The sequence below is a fragment of the Streptomyces sp. NPDC085866 genome, assembly GCF_044541035.1.
GTDB lineage: Bacteria > Actinomycetota > Actinomycetes > Streptomycetales > Streptomycetaceae > Streptomyces.
This window is the reverse complement of sequence record NZ_JBITSQ010000030.1, coordinates 65,359-84,222: the sequence shown is the minus strand read 5'-3', so window position 1 is coordinate 84,222 and position 18,864 is coordinate 65,359. Positions and strand designations below refer to the sequence as shown.

19 protein-coding genes and 3 pseudogenes are annotated in these 18,864 nt (G+C 67.7%); 14 read left to right on the top strand and 8 right to left on the bottom strand.

The window, feature by feature from the left end:
• Positions 1-1,076 precede the first annotated feature (1,076 nt).
• The 4 genes and pseudogenes from ACIF83_RS44435 to ACIF83_RS44420 all read left to right on the top strand — a co-directional run bounded on the left by ACIF83_RS44435 (position 1,077) and on the right by ACIF83_RS44420 (position 4,163).
• Positions 1,077-1,391, top strand: a complete 315-nt coding sequence (locus tag ACIF83_RS44435) for a hypothetical protein (protein ID WP_399736174.1) — start codon at positions 1,077-1,079, stop codon at positions 1,389-1,391.
• A 922-nt stretch (positions 1,392-2,313) separates the two neighbouring features.
• The gene (locus tag ACIF83_RS44430) at positions 2,314-2,598 is read left to right on the top strand and encodes a hypothetical protein (RefSeq protein ID WP_399736172.1); all 285 of its coding nucleotides are present in this window, start codon (positions 2,314-2,316) and stop codon (positions 2,596-2,598) included.
• 181 nt (positions 2,599-2,779) lie between these two features.
• Complete coding sequence (locus tag ACIF83_RS44425) at positions 2,780-3,745, top strand: phytoene/squalene synthase family protein (RefSeq protein ID WP_393484761.1); 966 nt, start codon at positions 2,780-2,782, stop codon at positions 3,743-3,745.
• A 320-nt stretch (positions 3,746-4,065) separates the two neighbouring features.
• A pseudogene (locus ACIF83_RS44420) lies at positions 4,066-4,163 on the top strand.
• A gap of 992 nt (positions 4,164-5,155) precedes the next feature.
• On the opposite strand, the pseudogene ACIF83_RS44415 reads toward ACIF83_RS44420, so the two are convergent.
• Together ACIF83_RS44415 and ACIF83_RS44410 are read right to left on the bottom strand one after the other, a co-directional pair.
• Positions 5,156-5,795 (bottom strand): annotated as a pseudogene (locus ACIF83_RS44415) (ATP-binding protein); the annotation flags it as partial.
• 417 nt (positions 5,796-6,212) lie between these two features.
• Complete coding sequence (locus ACIF83_RS44410; RefSeq protein WP_399736169.1) at positions 6,213-6,623, bottom strand: hypothetical protein; 411 nt, start codon at positions 6,621-6,623, stop codon at positions 6,213-6,215.
• Between the two features lie 363 nt (positions 6,624-6,986).
• Here ACIF83_RS44410 and ACIF83_RS44405 point away from each other — a divergent pair, with 363 nt between their 5' ends.
• Complete coding sequence (locus tag ACIF83_RS44405) at positions 6,987-7,592, top strand: hypothetical protein (protein WP_399736166.1); 606 nt, start codon at positions 6,987-6,989, stop codon at positions 7,590-7,592.
• 12 nt (positions 7,593-7,604) lie between these two features.
• Here ACIF83_RS44405 and ACIF83_RS44400 read toward each other — a convergent pair whose 3' ends face one another.
• Complete coding sequence (locus tag ACIF83_RS44400) at positions 7,605-7,826, bottom strand: hypothetical protein (protein ID WP_399736163.1); 222 nt, start codon at positions 7,824-7,826, stop codon at positions 7,605-7,607.
• 120 nt (positions 7,827-7,946) lie between these two features.
• Between ACIF83_RS44400 and ACIF83_RS44395 the strand changes: the two genes are divergently transcribed.
• From ACIF83_RS44395 to ACIF83_RS44365, 7 genes are all read left to right on the top strand, one after another.
• On the top strand, positions 7,947-8,501 hold the full coding sequence (locus ACIF83_RS44395) for a GNAT family N-acetyltransferase (protein ID WP_398141560.1): 555 nt from the start codon (positions 7,947-7,949) through the stop codon (positions 8,499-8,501).
• A gap of 270 nt (positions 8,502-8,771) precedes the next feature.
• Positions 8,772-8,927: a hypothetical protein gene (locus tag ACIF83_RS44390; protein WP_393484767.1), complete on the top strand. Its 156-nt coding sequence runs from the start codon at positions 8,772-8,774 to the stop codon at positions 8,925-8,927.
• A 2-nt stretch (positions 8,928-8,929) separates the two neighbouring features.
• Complete coding sequence (locus ACIF83_RS44385; protein ID WP_399736160.1) at positions 8,930-9,619, top strand: hypothetical protein; 690 nt, start codon at positions 8,930-8,932, stop codon at positions 9,617-9,619.
• A gap of 65 nt (positions 9,620-9,684) precedes the next feature.
• On the top strand, positions 9,685-9,894 hold the full coding sequence (locus ACIF83_RS44380) for a hypothetical protein (RefSeq protein WP_393484768.1): 210 nt from the start codon (positions 9,685-9,687) through the stop codon (positions 9,892-9,894).
• Positions 9,895-10,069: 175 nt separating this feature from the next.
• Complete coding sequence (locus ACIF83_RS44375; RefSeq protein ID WP_393484769.1) at positions 10,070-10,486, top strand: hypothetical protein; 417 nt, start codon at positions 10,070-10,072, stop codon at positions 10,484-10,486.
• A gap of 871 nt (positions 10,487-11,357) precedes the next feature.
• On the top strand, positions 11,358-11,891 hold the full coding sequence (locus ACIF83_RS44370; RefSeq protein ID WP_393484770.1) for a GNAT family N-acetyltransferase: 534 nt from the start codon (positions 11,358-11,360) through the stop codon (positions 11,889-11,891).
• A 410-nt stretch (positions 11,892-12,301) separates the two neighbouring features.
• Positions 12,302-12,895 (top strand): FAD-dependent monooxygenase, encoded by a 594-nt coding sequence (locus tag ACIF83_RS44365; RefSeq protein WP_399736154.1) that lies wholly within the window; start codon positions 12,302-12,304, stop codon positions 12,893-12,895.
• A gap of 6 nt (positions 12,896-12,901) precedes the next feature.
• Here ACIF83_RS44365 and ACIF83_RS44360 read toward each other — a convergent pair whose 3' ends face one another.
• Positions 12,902-13,123 carry a hypothetical protein gene (locus ACIF83_RS44360; protein ID WP_393484772.1) on the bottom strand — a complete coding sequence of 74 codons (222 nt, stop codon included), beginning with the start codon at positions 13,121-13,123 and terminating at the stop codon, positions 12,902-12,904.
• A 294-nt stretch (positions 13,124-13,417) separates the two neighbouring features.
• On the opposite strand from ACIF83_RS44360, the gene ACIF83_RS44355 reads away from it, so the two are divergent.
• Positions 13,418-14,698 carry a cytochrome P450 gene (locus tag ACIF83_RS44355; RefSeq protein ID WP_399736151.1) on the top strand — a complete coding sequence of 427 codons (1,281 nt, stop codon included), beginning with the start codon at positions 13,418-13,420 and terminating at the stop codon, positions 14,696-14,698.
• Positions 14,699-14,977: 279 nt separating this feature from the next.
• Here the strand turns inward: ACIF83_RS44355 and ACIF83_RS44350 are convergent, their stop codons facing one another.
• The 3 genes from ACIF83_RS44350 to ACIF83_RS44340 form a co-directional block, all read right to left on the bottom strand.
• The gene (locus tag ACIF83_RS44350) at positions 14,978-16,084 is read right to left on the bottom strand and encodes a sugar ABC transporter substrate-binding protein (protein WP_393484807.1); all 1,107 of its coding nucleotides are present in this window, start codon (positions 16,082-16,084) and stop codon (positions 14,978-14,980) included.
• Between the two features lie 212 nt (positions 16,085-16,296).
• Entirely contained in the window at positions 16,297-16,488 is a 192-nt protein-coding gene (locus ACIF83_RS44345; RefSeq protein ID WP_398141569.1) for a hypothetical protein, read from the bottom strand.
• A 112-nt stretch (positions 16,489-16,600) separates the two neighbouring features.
• A complete protein-coding gene (locus ACIF83_RS44340) occupies positions 16,601-16,879 on the bottom strand; it encodes a hypothetical protein (RefSeq protein ID WP_399736148.1) in 279 nt (92 codons plus the stop codon).
• A 593-nt stretch (positions 16,880-17,472) separates the two neighbouring features.
• On the opposite strand from ACIF83_RS44340, the pseudogene ACIF83_RS44335 reads away from it, so the two are divergent.
• Positions 17,473-18,067 (top strand): annotated as a pseudogene (locus tag ACIF83_RS44335) (IS5 family transposase); the annotation flags it as partial.
• Here ACIF83_RS44335 and ACIF83_RS44330 read toward each other — a convergent pair.
• On the bottom strand, positions 18,051-18,815 hold the full coding sequence (locus ACIF83_RS44330; RefSeq protein WP_399736146.1) for an alpha/beta hydrolase: 765 nt from the start codon (positions 18,813-18,815) through the stop codon (positions 18,051-18,053). The pseudogene ACIF83_RS44335 and the gene ACIF83_RS44330 overlap by 17 nt on opposite strands.
• Positions 18,816-18,864: the final 49 nt, after the last annotated feature.

The window sequence follows — 18,864 nt, the reverse complement described above, 5'->3', positions numbered from 1 at the left end:
GTGCTGCCGGGGGTACGAGACAGGCCTGGCGGTGTGCGCCGGGTCCGTGTCGCGCTGTGCGGCAACGAGGAACATGGTTAGCGGCGGCCAGAAACAGGCGCAAGAATGTGACGTACTACCCAACTACGGAGAAATGCCCGAAATAGGCACTTCAGTGGGTTCCTTGCCTGCTCGCGGCGAAGCCGTCCTACTACCCCAGATAGGATGTGATGTGGCTCCTATGGGTGGCGTCACGCCCCAGCCCCCATCCCCCCGGCAAAAACAGGCCACGGCTCGGGCGCCCCACAACCCACCACAGGCCCCACAACGACGCAGCCCGGGCGCCACCGAAGCCCAAGGTCGATCTCGCAACGGATGACATCGGGCCGCCGGCCACGGCGGGGCGCGTGGGCTTCGAGCTGGCCGACTGCTGTCCCCACGCCTGACCCGCGACGCCCCGGCGGGCTGCTCTTTCTCCATATAGGTGATTGACCGGCCGCATCCGGGCGATCAACACCGGAGGGTTTCGCCCGGCGGGACAGGTCATGTTCCGACCCTGAACCACGAGGAGCTCGGAATGAGACGCTTCCCGACCACCGCGCTGACGACCGGAGCGTTGCTCGCCGCCGCTCTGCCCGTCACCGTCCCGCGCGCCTGGGCAGACGACGCACCGCCACCCGCCTCCGCACCGTCACCCAGGAGCCGGGCCACCCCACCATCCTCTACCCCGGCCGGGAAGGGACGGCAGCGGCGTACTGCCCGCAGGGAACGGCAACCACCGGAGGAGGCGCGACGGTCCAGGACGACCCTGCCAGCGCCGTCTACCTCAGAGATTCCGCCCCAGTGGGGAACGGCTGGCAGGTGCGGGCCTACAACAGCACCAACGAGGTGCAGACGCTGCATCCCCGGGTGATCTGCACGACGGACACCACCGTCACCCACCAGGCCGGACCGGACGTGACCGTTCAGCCAGGAGAGGGCTCCGAGTACAGCACCGCGAGCTGCGGCTCCCAGTACACGGTGGGCGGCGGCGGCCAGGCCGGCCCCATGACCTACCTCAACATGCTGATCGTCCCCACCTCGCCGATGGCCAGACAATGGCTGGTACGGGCGAATACACGAACTACGACCCGGACGCCCCGCTGTCGTACGTACGGGCACTCGTCAGCTGCTCCGACACACAACCCAGCTACGCGTACAGCCACATCCTGAAGGTGGCACCAGGAGCGGTGGGGACCGTCCACGCTGAGTGCCCCGCTGGACAGGTGCCTACCGGCGGCGGCGCAAGCGGCGCCCCCGCGGTCCTCTTCAACGAATCGAGCCCGACGCCGACCGGCTGGACCGTTCGGGCCACGAATACGGACTACATCGAGCACACCCTCGACGCCATGGTGATGTGCACCGCGCCCTGACCGGCGACCAGGACCGCCCGCCGGCGCCCGTGGAAACCAGTCTCCGGAAGTGCGGGCCCGGCGATGCGGCCCAGGCTGACCCGGAAGCGGCCTGCAGCCGGGGCGCGACCACGTCGAGTTCGTGGGCGCCCCGCTCGACGGACTCCCGCTTCAGCCAACAGCTCGACGTCACCAGGCGAACGAAAGCCGAGCGGTCCGACGGCGTACTGCTGCCGACCCGGATCGGCCGCTTCGGACCTGACGGATACTGCGCGTACGGCCCTCGTACGAGAGCGCCACACCGGTTCGACTGGCGTGGATACGTCCCGCAGCAGCCTGCCTGGCGCAGCGTCACAGCGGGTGGTGAATTCCCGCGCAGGCTCTCCACGAGACGCCGACGCAACCCGGCGCGCGGTACAGCATGACACGAACAGACTGATCAAGATCACACGACGGTTGGGGAGATCCACAGAGCAGGTCTAGCCGTACACGCACGTACGGATGGCCGTTTTCAGAGATCCTCATCAGTGTTCGTCATCGGAAAGGACATCCGCCGCTGACGCCAGTGCCTCGTCGGCTGCTTCGACAGCTGTCCGCGATCAGAGCGGATCACTGAAGTAGTCCGTCTGCCTCCCCGCGTCCGACGCGACATCCGGGACGGACTGCACGCGGCAGACGACTCGTTTCTCGACAGCGCCTCCGGCCAGGCGGCACTCCTGGTGGTCTGTGCCGAACTCCTCCAATCCGCGGCCCGTGGCGACCGACCCGACCTGACACCCCAACTCCGGGCCCATGCCGACGAATCCGCGGCCGCTTGGCCATCGCGGCGTACACCCGATCTCACACACCGGCCTCGCCCTCAGGACCAATCGATCGGGGATCGCTGTTGGCTCAACCGGCTATAAACTCCCGTTGCATTTGCTCCACATCAGGGGGTTCTCCTTTGCGCCTACGTCTTGCTGCCCCGGCTCTCGCTGTCGCCCTGGCCGGCGTCTTCGGCGCACCGACCGCTTCGGCGGCGACACCGCCGTCCACCAGCACGGCCCACCACTGCATCCACCACACCACCGGGGTGTGCGACTGGACGCACCGTCAAAGGCCGAAGGACAAGGACGAGACGGCGAAGCGCAAGGACACCTCCCTGCCGTACTTGCGACACTCGCGGCATTCACGGCACTCGCAGGGTCTCTGCTCGCACCACCACGGCGTGAGGTACTGGTTCGAGTAGATCCCCTCAAGGCAGATCGTCTCCCCCGCACCCCAAGAAGGCGACGACCGGCCTGAACTCACTACCGGCCCGAGACCCATGACTTCCTGGACCTCCAGGAAACAGCCCTGGTCAGCAGGGCGACGCGCTCATCGCGAGCCTGATGCGCACAGCCCGTGCGCCTGACCACTAACTGCGCCGCATGAGCCAGGAACCAGCCACCACGCGAGGAGATCGATCATTGTCCCGTTGGTCCGCCGCCCTGACCCAGGCCGGCATCAGCGATCAGGGAATGCGGCGCGCCTACGACGTCCAGCGCAAGCTCGTACGGAGCTACCGCCGTGAGGAATACCTCGCGGCTCGCCTGCTGCTCCCGGCCGAACTTCGCCCGTACGTCCTGGCCGCAGTTGCCTTCATGCACGAAACGGACCGCCGAATCGACCTCGGAGACGTCAGTGCTCGCCACGAGGCTCTTCGCTCCTGGAACGGTCAGGTGAGGGCGGTCCTGGACGGCACGAAAACCGAGCAGGACACACTCCGGGCCCTGCAAGACACAGTGCGCCGCCATCCGCAGATGGCAGAGCGGGTGCGCGACTTCCTCGACGGAACTCCCGTCGAGGCCGCCTGGCGAGGTTTCGACAGCGAGGCCGAGTTGCAGACTTACGTGGACTGCTACTCGATGCCGGCCCTGATGCTCACGGCCTGCCTCATAGGCCCCCTCCCAGGGGCTGCACAGCACGAGGCGTTCGAGAGGGGATGCCGCCAGCTCATCGAGGCGATGCAGCGCACCGACTTCCTGGCCGACTTGCCCGAGGACCTGGAGCAGGGGCACATCGGCATTCCCCGGGACGAGCTACTGCGTCATGGTCTGGACGTTGAGGACCTTCGTGAACGGCCCGAGGCGTGCGTGCCTGCGTTGGAGAGGGTGGTGAACGCCCAAGCGGCTCTTGCTGATCGAGTGTTCTCGCAGGCACGGGAGCTGCCCGCACTCGTGGAGCCGCAGTATCGCCCGTTCCTGCGCGCCCTGATGGCCGTCCAAAGCCTGCGCCTTCAGGCGGCCAAGACCGCCGGCGGCTCTGTCCTTGAGAGCGGGGCGAGCCCAGCCGCTTCAACGACTCTGAAGATCCTGTGGCAGGAGTATCGGGCGTTCAGGAAGCATCAGCGTTGAAAGCGTAGAAGCAGTGCGCGGACCCGTGCGCCCGCTGACCCTCAGGGCACCGGTCGTGGAGTGGAACGCTGGGGTGGGGAGCCGTCTTGTCAGTCCATCCCCACAACAGTGCGGAGAACGCGCATCGCGCCTCGCCCCCCCGTCTCCGGCAGGGACCGACCGGTGTCCCTGAACCCGCGCAAGTCGGCATCCTCGCCCCCCGAGGCGTCTACGCTGCAGACGTCCTGGCGGCGCCGGGCAGAGACACGTCAGGGCGGCGTCAGCGGGCCCTGCGAAGGTTGTTCACGTGAACGGCGCGGGTCACCCGAAGCCGGGAGCAAGGAGAGGTGCCCGGAGTGGTTGATCGGGGACCAGCGAGCACGCCTCAAGGTCGGGCCTCACAAGGCCCACGCAGGTTCGAATCCTGCCCTCTCCGCCAGTACGTCTCCGGATACGTCACTCATGCCTTGCCCGGCGGCGCCCACAGCTTCTACGACGGCGACGATGCCGCCTACTCCCAAGCGGTCAACGAGACAGTAACTGATCATTTCAAAATGAGATCGGTGTTTCGGCTGGTGGTCGGTGGTCTTCGCAGGCAAGGTCGGCAAGACGCCACCACTCCGCTGCGGACACCACGCCAGTGCCGTTGCGAGTTGCCGCTGCCACTGGGCGTATCCCGGTCCTGGGCTCCTCGTTGATTCTCGCGGTAGCACCCCGGTTTTACAGGTGCTGCCTTGACCGTTCAGTTGCGAGGAAGGTGCGCCGGTGGCCGCGGCGAGAATGCAGGTCATCGCGGATGGGGCCGTCCAGCAGGAAACCGGTGACCCTGGATCCGTGGCAGTTCCAGACCGTGTGCACCCGGTGGCGCATCAGCCCCAACGCCGTCGGGCCCACCATCCGTCATCTGCTGAGGCAAACGGGTCAGGCCAAGTGCGTGTGATGTAGAGATCGTCCAGCGGTTCGACCAACCCTCGCAGTTCACGTGATGCTCGGCGCGGCAAGGCGTGAAGGGCGAGTTCAAGCACCGCGCGCTCGTCGGTCGTGTAGAAGGGATTGCACAGTGGGCAGCCACAACCGCCTGAGAGCGCAAGACCCGGCCGGCGGGCCACCCGCGACCACTGCCGTAGGGCTTGTGCTACTGCGCCGGGCCAGAGCCGATCATGCTCCAGCCGGGCAACCGCGCTCGCGAGCTTGCCGGAACCACGTGCAAGCCCAGGTTCTGAAGCCCCGTGCTGCTGCCATCGAGGCCGACGGGCCGCGGACCGGAGCTGTGACGGCCGCCTACGCGGCATCGTCCTTTCTGAATCGCTTCACGCGGCGCATCATGCCAGAGCACCCTCCTTCCCCGCACCGCAGATAGGCGCTGAAACCGGAACCCGTGATGTTTCGGAGCCGCCTGGCACCGGTTCGCCGGAACATACGCGATCTGGAGAAGGACTCGTTCGAGACGATGGCGACGCTGTTCTTCTCCTCGCGTTCGGTCAGGGCTTGGAAAGAGGAGTTCGGCGCCGCGTCGGTCGAGTTCCATGTAGCCGAGTTCATCGGCGCACAAAAGATCAACGCGGCCGTAGCGGGCGATGGTCTTGGTCAGCTCCTTCTCGTCGGCAGCCTCTACGAGCTCATTTGACCAGCATCGTGGCCAGGACGTACTTGACGCGGAAGCCCGCCATCGCGGCCTCTGTGCCGAGCGCGATCAGCAGGTGTGGCTTGCCGGTGCCGGAGTCGCCCATGAGGCATAGGGGCAGGCCCTTCTTGATACATTCGCATTTGGCGAGGGTGTGGATCATTGCCGGGTCGATGTTGGGGTTGGCGTCGAAATCGACCTTGCGAAGCGACTTGTCGCGGGGGAAGCCGGCGGTCTTGATGCGCCGCTCTGAGCGGCGCCGGGCCCGGTCGTCACACTCGGCCAGGAGGAGCTCGGCGAGGAAGCCGAGGTAGGACATCTGCTTGCGTTCAGGGGTCTCGGCCACCTCGGCGAGCTGAGACCGGATGGTGGGCAGACGGAGCATGCGGCAGGCTGGTCAACGCCGGTGGTATCGGCGTGCTCGGTGAGTCCTCGCTGGCGGGGCAGGGAAACGGTGAACTTTCTATGACGGGGTGGGACGATCGGGCGGACGGAGTCGCGGGAGCTGGTCGTAGTGGGCGACAGACGGTAGAGCCGTTGACCGGCGGCAGCTCGGCCCGGACGGCAACTGGCAGGTGGGCCATGCCGGTCTGGTTGCCGGACACTGTCGACGGCGGAGCCTGCTCGGGCTCGGTGTCGGCGTCTACCGCCTTGCGTGCGTCCAGGGCGACGGCGTCCGCGGTCAGGGCACCGCTCTTCATGGCCGCCGCGAGCCCCGCGACAAGCTGTCCATGGGGCAGATGACGGCTGAGGAGGAGGGCCTCGATCAGGGCGCAGGTTCCCTCGTGTTCGCCGTGTGCCTTGACCGCGGCTTCCCGCCAGGCGTCGCGGGTCAGGGTGAACCGGCCGACGGCCCGGGCCTGGTCAAGGGCCGTGACATCGGGCAAGGCCCCGGGCTTGCGGATCAGGGCTTCCAGGTAGTGGTCGAGTTCGAGCGGGTCCCATTGCGAGCAATGAGCCTTTCGTGCCGGGCGACTTCCTCGCGGCCGTCGTAGACCACGAGCTCAGAGGCGTGGAGCATGACGCGACGGTGCGGCCGATCAGCCGCACCGGGACCGAACAGCGATTGATCCGGACACAGATCTGGCTGTAGCCGTCGCCCCGCGGAGTGGAGAGCCGCCCCGTCGCGAACGCCTCCTCCCGCAGCGGCGCCAGCAGCGGCTGCTCGGTCGCGAAGTACTTGCCGATGGTGCAGGGGCGGGATCGAATGCGGCGGGCGTCGTCCTGCTCATCCCACTGGTCGATCATCTCGTTGAGCTCGGCGGGCGTGTCCACCTCGGGAACGGGAACGAAGTGGTTGCGGCGGAACCAGCCGATCTGGCCCTCGACGCCGCCCTTCTCATGGGCGCCTCGGATGCCAGGCTGGCGGTAGAGCGCATCTAGGCCGATCTTCCGTGGATTCAGAAAATCTGAAAGCTTCGCAGGGCGAACTCAGGCCTCGAAGGCCACTCTGCTACGCAAAAGAGGGCGGTTGCCCAGCGGAGAGCCGGTAACGGATGACCCGGATCTGACTCAGCAGGCGAATGGCTGGGCTCGGCCCATGTTCGCGATCCGGCGGCATTTGCGAGAGACTGTGGGGTGCTTACTCCCAGATCGCTCGCGTCCCCCGACGAGATACGTGCATATCTCGCCGATCAGTTGAATCTCGCGCTGCGCCGTCCCGGAATGTTCGGGACGGAGTCGGAGCTGGCCTTGCGCATGTTGATGGATCACCTACTGTTCGTGGAGTGCCAACCCGAGGCATTGGCCGAGCAGCAGCGGATCTGGGAAGAGCGCGGCGCCTGGTCCAGCACCGGCGTCGCGGGCGTGTTCCGCGATCTGATCCCGGAGCGCTACTACGAGTACGGCATTGCCTCGGTGTATGCCGAGTTCGCGCACCGCCGCGGCTGGCTCAAGCCGGACCGCGTGCTGGACCGTGACGAATACGCAGTCCTGCAGGGTGCGGTCCGCCAGTGGGCGGGCGAGGACCGCGTGTGGACGGACATCCTCGATGAGTTCGGCACGCCCTCCATGCTGTTCGGCAGCAACAACCCCTACTACGGCAAGACCCTGGGCTACCTGACTGAGAACTCGGAGGAACCGATGGTGTCCTTCCATCTCTGGAATGGCAGTGCTCCGGGAGCCGAGCAATCATGGCCACCTGAGCACGAAGAGCCCCTCCTGCTTGCAGTGCGCTTCGGAGCGGGGCCTTTCCGCCAGACCTTCACCTTCACCCCGGAGGGCCGACGACGGCTCCCTGCGTAGTAGAACTCAAGATCAGCGGGTGTTCGGTTCCTGCTCTGCTTCCGATTCGGTCTCTGTTGTGGTGGTGGCGGTTTTCCTGGTGATGAGCAGATGTGGGTTGGTGCTCTTCGGCCATCGGTGGTGGCGGTATGCGAGGCATCGGATGATCGCCTCGGCGGTGTAGTCGTCCAAGGGACGATTCAAGCCCTCGGGGTCGATTCGCCGCCCGGGCAGATCCATGTGCTCGACGAGCATCGAGCCGATGTGACGGGCCGGCAGCGCATGGTGGAGTCGGGTATTGGAAGTGCCCGAACACCCCTGCTCGCGGCTGTGAATTGGGGTGCGAACCGGCAGTGATCGCGGCAGGATGCGATCATGGTTCAGCCGTTGGAGGTTCCGCGCTTGGCCGCGGACGACAGGTTCCTGCTCCGTCCTTGGGAGCTCGGCGATCTGCCTCTCGTTCGGGAGGCGTCGAGCGATGACTACATCCCGTTGATCACGACCGTTCCCGCGACGTACTCGCAGGAGGCGGGCGAAGCCTTCGTGCGGCGGCAGTGGGAGCGAGCGTCTACTGGCAGTGGGTATCCATTTGTCATCGTGCGGATCGAGGACGGGCGCCCGCTCGGAACGGTCGGACTCTGGTTGAAGGACCAGGGCGAGGGGCGGGCATCGCTGGGGTACTGGCTGGCCGGGGCGGCTCGTGGCCAAGGGGTTGCGGCGCAGGCCCTCTCGGCAGTTGTCCGTTGGGCCTTCGGTGACCTGCAGATTCCCCGTCTTCAGCTGTATGTCGAGCCGTGGAATACCGCCTCGGTGCGAACGGCTGAGCGCGTCGGCTTCCAGCGTGAGGGCCTGCTCCGCAGCTGGCAGCAGGTGGGCGAGGAGCGCCGGGACATGTTCATGTATTCGATGCTGGGTGTTGATCTGTCCTGACCGGCCGCTGGCTGACATCGGCTGCGTAGGCAGCCCAGTCGCCGGCGGCGGCTCGCTGCCGTCTGACAGCGACGGTGATGTCGATGCCGAGGGTGCGGGCGAGGACGGCGGCGGGCAGGCCGGTGGCGAGCTGGAACAGGGCGGTGGAGCGGGTCTCTGCGAGGGGATGCCGAGCTTGCAGAGCCGTTTGTCCATGGCCCAGACACTGATGGGGCGTCCGGGCTGGCCGCTGGGGAGGACCCAGGGTGAATCCGTCTGTGCGAGAACGGCATGGCTGCGGCGAACCGTGACCTGCTGAAGGGCCGGTTCAGCGACGGGTCCAGGCAGGTCGACCGGAACGTGGCCGAGGCGGATGCGGACCGCTCCTCTGTCTCCTCGATGTGGTCGACGGTGGGCCGGGAGATCGCCGCAGGCCACTGGGCATAGAGGTGCAACAGCAGTCCGGCGAGACGGTCTTCGGGCCTGAGGCTGTCGTCGTGCAGCAGGAGGCGGGCGGTGGTCCAGCGGGCCTCTTCGTCCATCGGCTGCGAGGGGCCGTTCCATCTGACTGCCGGGAAGCTGAGATCGCGGGTGATCTTCTGGGCGAGAGCCCAGCGCACGAAGTGGCCTGCCTGCCGGCGGTGGCGGACGTCATCGCTGGTCATCCAGCGTTCGAGGTCAGTCTGGTGGCAGGTGACGATAGTCAGACCCTGGCTCTCAAGCCAGCCGAGGAGGTGGACTGCGGCCCGCAGATGCTGGCGGACGACCGTGAGCTGGGTGTGCGTGATGTCCTTGCCGCGGCTGCGTCGGCGAAGTCGTCGCAGGAGGTGCCAGGTCGCGTACCGGTGCAGGATTTTCCGTCCCTCGGCGGTCGCGTGGGAGGTGACAAGGTCATTCACGTGTCGTTCGAGGCAGACCATCTGCTCATCCCGCTGCGGCAGGGTGCCGGTGGCCACGAGCACGCGGCGGATGTGCTGGACGACTTTGCCTTCCAGGAGTTCGTCCAGGGCCTCGTGCGTCAAGGGCCGACGGCCGGAGCCGAGATCGAACAGGCCGGTGGAGACGATGCCTCCGGAGAGCCAGCGCATCGCGGTGCCGGCCCGTTCGGGTGCCGGCCAGGGCGTCGTGGAGGGGGTTGAGCGGCTCGGCCGATCGCGGACGGTTCGGGCACGGCCCGATGGTGACGGCGATGGTGATGGCTCCCATGAGCTGTGGAGGCACCTACTGGAGTCACGAGGGCGGGGACGGCGGGTACATCACCCTCAACGGCGTCACCGGCGACGGCAGGCGAAGCGCCGCAGTCTCCATGTCCGAGGCAGGCGGCGACACCCCGGAGCACCTCCTGGCCCAGGAGAAGGCGGCCAGCACCCTGACCTACCACGCACTGTGCGCCGGGGGTTCCAGCACCCTGTGAGCGGACTCGTCGCACCCGGACCCCGACACCTGGGCCAAGCCCGCCGAGTAGCGCGATCTTCCAACCAGCGGCACGGCGGATTCCGCACTGTTCTGCGTCCAGGACGTTGCCTCAGCGTTCCGACGCCAGTCGCCACCATTGATCGGGAGGGGACACCTTGCGCAGCCTCAGGCGAATGACCGCGACCGCCGCAGCCACCCTGACTCTGGCCGCCGCAGGCCTTATCGGGACAGCTGCCGGAGCCCACGCAGCCACTACCGACTACGCGTGCCGCGGCTCGGACGTGTATGCCGACGGCCTGTACGTGCACACCTGCATCAACTGGTACACGGGCCAGAGCAACCCCACTTGGGGCACAGCCAGCACCTACGGCAGCAACAACACCTCCATCACCCTGTGCGTTCACCTGCTCAACCAAAATCTGCAAGAGGTGGCCGGCTCGAAGAAGTGCAGCACGGTTGCTGGACCGTCCGGGTTCGTTCAGGGCCCGTCGGTGACTCAGCCCTGCGACGGTACGAACTACTACGCCGAGTCGTGGTTCACCTCGCCAACCTACTACTACGGCGGCATGGGTCCTGGCGTCGTGTGTTGAGCGTGGAGAAGTTCAGGTGCCGTTGAGCGGGCTTACGGGCGCGGGTGGCCATGTAACCGGTGACGATGACGTTGTCGTCGGTGTTCTTGGGTTCGGCCACGCCGAGGTCGACGAGCGCGCCGAGGCGGCCCCGCTTCAGGTGTTCGACGATCTTGTCGTGGCGGGCGGCGGTGGCATCCGTGGGTCCGGCTCGGCCGAGCCACGGAGATCCAGATCAGGTTGCCCTTCTCGTGAGTCTGGGCGAGGACGTGCAGGCCGTGGCGGTGGTGCTTGCCAGAGCAGTTGGGCCGGTTCGCCTTCCCGGTGCAGCACTGGGTGGAGCTCAGGGTGCCGTCGATCAGCACCATCTCCCCACCCCGCCGGGCCATCTGGTGAAGCGCCCGGGTCGGGTCTTCGGCGTTGGAGGCTCTGCCGCAGAACCGACCGACAAGACAACGCACCGCACTAGCATCAGGAATTACAGGGGAGGCACGGTCCTTCTTGGACGTCCTCTCCCGGCCAGACCGTATCTCGGGGCGCCGGACCGGACACGGTTCCGCGGAGGGGGCCGACGGGGTGACGGTGCGTGTCGGGTCGGCGCACGTGTGGAAGTCGGACGTCTTGCTTACACCGGCGTCGCAGAGCTCCATTCTGATCGTCTGGCCTCAGAACGCAGCAGCGCCATCCGGCACTGAGACCATCGCGCCGACCATGGCCGGGTGGTCGGCAATTCAGTCGGCCCGGGTGACGGGCACGGTCTCAGGTGGAAGTCCTGACCGGTACGCCTTCCTGACCCGACTTGAGCGATGGACCTCTTCGGCCTTCCAGGACGGCCCCGTGCTGCCGGAACTCGTGGTGACAGCCATGGGGAAGTAGCAGGCAAGATGGGACCATGACCGAGATCCACACTCCCCGTCTTCTCCTGCGCCGCTGGCTGGATGACGACCTCGTCCCCATGTCCGAGATCCACGCCGACCCGCACGTGATGCGGTGGGTCGGCGACGGTACGCCGCGCTCCTTCGAGGAGACCTCCCAGGACATCGAGGCCTGGGAGGAGGAGTGGGACGAGGAGGGCTTCGGGATCTTCGCCGTCGAACTCCTCGGATCCGGGGAGCTGGCCGGAGCAGTCGGCCTGTACCTCGCCGACTCCCCGCCCGCCGTCGCGGACCAGGTGGCGATCGGCTGGCGGCTCGGACGCCAGTACTGGGGGCAGGGCTACGCATCTGAGGCGGCCCAGGCCACGCTCGAGTTCGCCCTCCAGGACCGCGGTCTGGACCGGGTCGTCGCCGTGTGTCGCACCAGCGACACCGCGTCCGCGAACGTGCTGGACAAACTCGGCATGCGTGCGACGGGCACGACACAAGACCCGGAGACGGGTCACGACCTGCGGGTGTACGGGATCGATCTCACGGAGTACGAGGCCTAACCACAGCCGGCGGTGGTCACCGTAGTCGTCGCCCCATGAGGCAGCCCGACGCATGGGCGGCCACGGCGTAACGCCTCCTCGGACGGTCCACGGCGAGCCCACTGCCCGAACTCGCTCACCGCCCTCCTGCACGGCATCTGATCATGACCGAACGTGCAGGAGCGTGCTGGCGTGTCCATGCCTCCTCCGCCTCAGCAGCCGCAGTAACCATACGGTTAGCAGCCGCCCCAGCCGCCGGGGCCATACGGTCCCGCGCTACGGCCGGGAGCACAGGCCCGCCGGGCCCTACGGCCAGCAACCGCCCGCCCCACCGCAGTACGGTGCTGGATACCCTCAGCGGCCCTACGCGTAGGGCGTGCCCCCAGTACCTCAGCGGCTTTGATTCTGTTCCGGCAGCGCACCGGCCTGCCATGGCGCGATCTTCCGACCCGCTTCTGTCCCTGCCCCCGGGTCTCATCGCGCCGCAGGTACACGCCGAACTCCTCACCCGCGCACGGACGTTGCCTCCGGAGCACCTGCGCCTGCTCATGGAACACACGCGTGAACCGTTCGCGCAGGCGATCCTCGACGGGCGGGTCACGCGGATGCGCAAGGACCGGATGCTGCTGACCGGGGACGCCGCGTTCGTCGTGCGGCCTCACACGGCGGCCAGTGCGGAGAAGGCAGCCGCCGACGCCATCCACCTCTTCACGGCCCTCCAGCAACTCCCCTCCCTGGATGCCGCCTTGGCAGCATGGGAGAAGAACCGCCTCGCAGAGGGAACGGCCCTGTACCGGACGGCGTCGGCCTCGGACAACGGCTCGGTCTCAACGGTCCCAAGCCGACGACGGATGCCGCCGTCCGCCCGACCCGCTGAAGTCCGGCAGGCGACGCCTCAAGGACGACGACGGCCCCGGCGCGGCCTGGCCACCCGCTACGAGAAGACCACCACCGTCCTGCGAGGCGGACTCACGCCGCCGGCATCTTCGTCCGGTCCGCCCGCTGATCCGAAGGAAAGGATCTGACGGGTGTCAGTTCCAGGGTTCCTGGTAGGGGTTTTCGCCCAGCGCCTGCGCGGCGGCCGCGCAGAGACTTTCGCCGTAGAGCTGGTTGCTGCCGTATTCGGAGCCCCAGAGTTCGGACGCGGCCTGGGCCACAGCGCGCCAGCTGAAGTCCTCATCGACTCGCCACGTGCGAATCTGCATGGCCATCTCCGTCGTGATCGTCGCCGGATCCACAAGGTTGTGCGTCATTCCACTGACCCTAGAAACGATGCTGGCGAGGTGGCCATCGGATTACGGCCTCGCCTGCTCCGCCGGACATGGCCCCAGTCCCTCTCCTTCGGATTTGCCGGGCGCGCGACGCCGGCCATCCCTCCCCCGCCCCTCGGGGTACTGGGGGATCCGCGCGCTGATACGACAAGATCCGAAAGAGAAGCTTGGATGGACCGAGCCCTCGGCCGAGGCGTCGGAGGGACGGACTTGTACAACCGGCCTTCGACACCGCACTGTTGGCCTGTATTCGTCCATACGGTCAGGAGTCCCAGCTTGTCCTCCCACACCCCCGCCCCCGCGCCCGCCCACGTCGTCGACCCCGCCGGCGGCTGCCCGCACGCCCTGAACGCCGACCTGCGGGCCCGGGGGCCCGTTGCGGACATCGTCCTGCCCGGCGGGGTGCCCGCAGCGGTCGTCCTGGGACACGACGCGCTCAAGGAGTTCCTCTCCCACCCCGACGTGGCGAAGGACGCCCGCCACTGCCCGGCTCTGAACGACGGCACGATCCCCGCGGACTGGCCGCTACGGGTCTTCGCCAACGCCCAGGGCATGCACACCGCCGACGGCGCCGACCACCGCCGACTGCGTTCCCTCGTCGGCAACGCCTTCACCGCCCGCCAGGTGGAGCGACTGCGGCCGCGCATCGAGGATCTGACAACCAGCCTCCTCGACGACCTCGGCCGAGCCGCCGCCGAGGACCCGGACGGCATCGCTGACCTGCGCACCCACTTCGCGCTCCCGCTCCCGATGAGCGTCATCTGCGAGCTGCTCGGCGTGGACCCCGAGCACCGCGGTCGGCTGCACGACCTCACCTACACGGTGATCATCGCCACCGACACCACCCCCGCGGAAGTGATGGCCGCCGTACGCGAGCTCGTCGAGCTGCTCGGCACGATCGCGGCCGCCCGCCGGACCGCCCCCGGCGACGACCTGACCAGCGCCCTGATAGCCGCCCGCGAGGACGGCGGCGACCGGCTCAGCGAGGCCGAACTCATAGGCACGATGCGCCTGATGCTGGTCGCCGGCCACGAGACCACCCTCAACCTGATCAGCAATGCCGTACGGGCACTGTGCACCCACCGCGACCAGCTGGCGCTGGTTCTGGACGGCAAGGCCACCTGGTCGGACGTGGTGGACGAGACGCTGCGCTGGGACGGCCCGGTCAGCTGGTTCCCCTTCCGCTACCCCACCCGCGACCTGGCCCTCGGCGGCACCGTAATCCCGCAGGGCACCCCGGTCCTCGCCGGCTACACCGCTGCCGGGCGCGACGAGGCCTTCCACGGCCCGGACGCCGACCGCTTCGACGTCACCCGGCCCGGCGCGGCGCGGCACCTCTCCTTCGGCCAGGGCGTGCACTACTGCGTGGGCGCCCCGCTCGCCCGCCTCGAGGCCACGATCGCCCTGGAACGGCTTTTCACCCGCTTCCCGGACCTCGACCTCGCCGTCCCCGAGGCCGAACTGCCCCGCCAGCGCAGCTTCATCGGCAACAGCGTCGAAGCGCTCCCGGTCTACCCCGTGCGCCCGGTCCGACTCTCAGGCGCGTCTTCCCGCTGACCCCTACAGGCCCGCGGCGGGCGGGGACAGTTGTGCGCTCAGCCGGCCCAGCGTGTCGGGGGTCCATCCCGCACCAGGTCTGGAAGTTGTGACCGTCGGCGGGGCTGATGAGGGTTTTGACGCGGACCCCGCTGCCCCGCCGCGGCCCGGACGAACGCCTCTGGCAGATGCTCCCTCACCCAGGTGCCGCCCTACCGCCCGGGTCGGGCGAAGCGGACGTCAGGGGCCCTGACTGCGCGGAGGGGGCATGCGGTGGTGGCGCCCGGCGGAGGATGGGTGCTACTTCAGGCCGATTGCAGCGCAGTCCGCCTCGTACTTCGGGGTGCAGATGTCCTTGACGGAGTAGACGCCGTCCGCGATCACTGTGTCCTTGATGCTGTCCCTCGTGAGGGCGACCACCGGCACGAGCATCGCGGGGATCTTCTTCTTCGTCGGGCTGTCGACCGTGTCGCGGGTCAGCGCGTCGAACCGGATGTCGCGGCCCTGGACCTTGTCCACCGCCATCTCCGCCGCATGGGTGGCCTCGTCCAGGAACGACTTGTACACCGTCATGTACTGCTCGCCCGAGACGACCCGTTGCACCGCGTCCAGGTTCGCGTCCTGCCCGGTCACCGGCGGAATCTTGGTGGCGCCCGCCTCCTTCAGCGCGTCGATGACGGCGCCCGCCATGCCGTCGTTGGCAGAGTAGACGGCAGCGATGTTGTTGAGGCCGATGGCCTGGATCGCCTTCTTCATGTTCGCCTTGGCGACCGCCGGCGACCATTTGTCGGTGTCGTACTCCTTGGCGATCTGAACCTTGTCCTGGAGTTCGCTCAGGGCGCCCTCCTTGAACTTCGCCGTGTTCGGGTCCGCGGGGTCGCCGTTCATCATGACTATCTTGCTGGTTGCCGCCTTGCTGCCGAGCGCCTCGATGATGGCGCGGCCCTGGACCTCGCCGACCAGTTCGTTGTCGTGCGAGACGTACGCGTCGATCGGGCCCTGCGCGAGCCGATCGTAGGCGATGACCGGTATGCCGGCGTCCTTCGCCTTCTGGACATCAGGCGCGATGGCCTTGGCGTCCAGCGCGTCCACCACAACGATGTCGACCTTCTCGTCCACCATCTGCTGGAACTGCCGGCTCTGCGTGGCCGGGCTCGCCTCGGCGTTTGCGTAGACGACCTTGCCCTTGCCGTGTGTGAGGGAGGCGACCCCTTTCTTGATGATGGGGTAGTCGAACTTCTCGAAGCGCGCCGTGTCCTTGTCGGGCAGGAGCAGCCCCACCGTGATGTCGTCGCCCTTCTTCGGGGATGCGGAGCTGCCGCTCCCGCCGATGTCGTCGAAGGCGCCGCACGCGGTGAGCGTGAGAGCCGACGCGGAGGCGGTCAGGGCTATCGCGAAATGACGCACAGGGGTCCTGTAGGTGGTACGAGCGCTCACGTCAGGTGCCTTCCGAATGAGGGAGCATCATGGCAACCCAGTGACGGAAGCAAACGCGGAAACAACAAGAAACGTCAAGACGTAAGGACAACAAGACGGTTAGGGATCGCCGTCCACAACGCCCCTCGAAGACTGGCGGAACATCAATTCCTGCAGGTCAGCACGCATGCTGCTGGAGGCCATCAGGTAGAGGCACTGAGGGTGAACGCCCAGTCCTCTCCGAGAACCTTCACAAGGTGGCGCAGGGTCCGCAGGTGCTGCGAGACTCCCCCACCGGGAAGGTCACCGGCGGCGCGGTCGAGGGCGATGTACCGCTGGCTGCCCGAGACACTGGCCGAACCGGTCACCGTCGAGGTGTGCGGTGAAGTCCTCATGACCACTGCCCAGTTCGAGCATTGCCAACGAGGTGCGCACGGCTCACGGCGGAGGGCTGTTCGCCAATCGCCGCAACGCGGCCGCCAGCACGCTTCGAGTCATGGAGCGCGCCTACACGGCCCCGATGACGTTCCACGGCCAGGCCTGCCGCCCGTGCCCGACACCGACCCGGCCCTCGCCGAACGGCTGAACGCCACCGCCCACAGCGACCTGCTGTAACTGGACGCCGAATTCGGCACGCACACCAGCGCCCTGACCGCCGTCCCGGACGTCGTCGCCCACACCCTTGAGTAGGACCTGGCTCGGGTCAAGCAGATCGCCGCCATACGTGCAGAGCTGCCGTTCGGCGTCGCCGGCATCGTCATCAAGACCGACCTCGCCGCAGACCAACGGCTACCTGACCACTGCAACGCCGGACTTTCCTGGTCACAGCATTACCCTGCGGGTATGACAACCAGGCCTGCTCGGAGCGAGGCTGAACTGGACGCGGAGATAACCCGCTTCGGCGAGGCACTGGGCGCATACGACTTTGTGCCGAAGCCAGAGCACGACGAGGCTCTGCTGGTCGCCTACGCCTCGGCGCTCGACGCATACGAAACGGCGAAGCGCCTATTGGCCGCCGCCCGCACCGCAGCCGACGCTGACGTTGCCGTGCGACAGGCGCTGGCCGGGGGGCATCAGGCGCTGGCAGATCTTGACGCCCTCAGGGATGGCCGACCGGTGCGACGGTCTCCCCCGTCCTGCTTCTTCGATACGAGACACGGTCCGTCCGTCATCGAGACTCTCTGGGCACGCTTCCGCGCGCCGGTGTTTTGCTGCGAGACGGCTGTGGCCCCCCCTTGCGTGCAGGGGGGCCGCTCATGGTGTGGGGCTGGCTCGGTGCCGGTGGGCAATCAGGTCCGGGAAAGGGGGCCACGGAAACCGGGCACATCGCCGCGGCGGCCGTCGGCTCGCCGGCCTGTGGGTCCGAGCGGGCCGAGAGCCGACTGCCGCCTCGACGCCGCCGGGTCCGGCTCAAGGCGGTGGCGCTGGGTCGCTCGCGCGGTGGGCTGACCAGCAAGGTCCACCTCGCAGCAGACCGGCGCTGCCGCCCGCCGGCGTTCGTGCTCACGCCCGGGCAGGCCGCCCGACAGTCCCCGATTCGTCGCGGTGTTGGAGAAGGTCAAGGTGCGCGTACCGGTGGGCCGTCCGCGCACCCGACCCGATGCGGTAGTTGCCGATAAGGCGTACTCCTCGCGGGCGAGCCGCGCCTACCTGCGCAGATTCGGGATCAAGGCGGTGATCCCGGAGAAGGTTGATCAGGCCGCGAACCGCAAGAAGCGTGGCAGGGCCGGCGGCCGACCTCTGGCCCATGACGCTGAGCAGCACAAGGAGCGCAACACGGTGGAACGCTGCATCAACAAGATCCGGGCTTGGCGGGGCCTGGCCACGCGCTACGACAAGACGCCCGCGAGCTACCTGGCGGGGCTCCAGCTACGCGGATCCATCATCTGGATGCGCCGCAAACCGGGGCCTCGGTTGTGGCGTCCGGTGGGCCAGCCGGACGCCACGACCGCGCACGTCAGGCCGTCGCGGTGACCGCTCGGCCGAAGTGCCGGGCGAAGAACCGGACCGCGCTGTCGGCCTCGAACCTGGGCAGCTCCTTGTGCTTACCCGAGTTCACGTGCAGCGACTTCTCCTTCGAGGCAAAGGCGTCGAACAGCGCGAGACCCTCCTCGCGCGAGATGTGCTCGTCGTCCCACTGCAGGTCGAACTCGATCGGGATGGTGATCTGCTTTGCCTTCTCGGCCAGGACATCGGGCCAGTGCTGACCGAAGACCGCGGCCGTGATCCTCGGTTCGACCGCCACGAACGGTACGCCGATCGCGGTGCCCATGTTGATGCCCCAGAAGCCGACCAGCCCGTCGGTGCCGATCTCCGGAAGTTCCTGGAGGGCGTCCAGCGTCGCCTTGTACTCGGGCACGGCGAGCTCCGCCAGGTGGTCGTTGTAGCGGACGACGATCGGGCCTTCCGGATCGCCCGCCGCCCTCGCCCGGAACAGGTCGGCGATTTCGGCCTCGTCGTGCGCCGTGCGCGGCCGGTCGCCGTGACCGGGCGCGTCGATGACGGCGACGTGGAAGCCGCAGCCGGTCACGAGGAGGCGGGCCCGGCCGGCCATCGCCGGGTGCTTCTTGTGGTTGCCGCCGCCGTGGGCCATCAGGACCAGGGGTGCGCCATCAGCGCCGGAAGCCGGCGACCAGAGGACGCCGGGGACGTCGCCCACGGTGAAGTCACGTTCGAGGATGCCGTTCGACGAGGACTCGGCGGTGAACTGCAGAGAGTGCATGGTGTTGCCTTTCGGGAGTGCCTTGTTGTCGAGGCGCTCCCGGCGACAC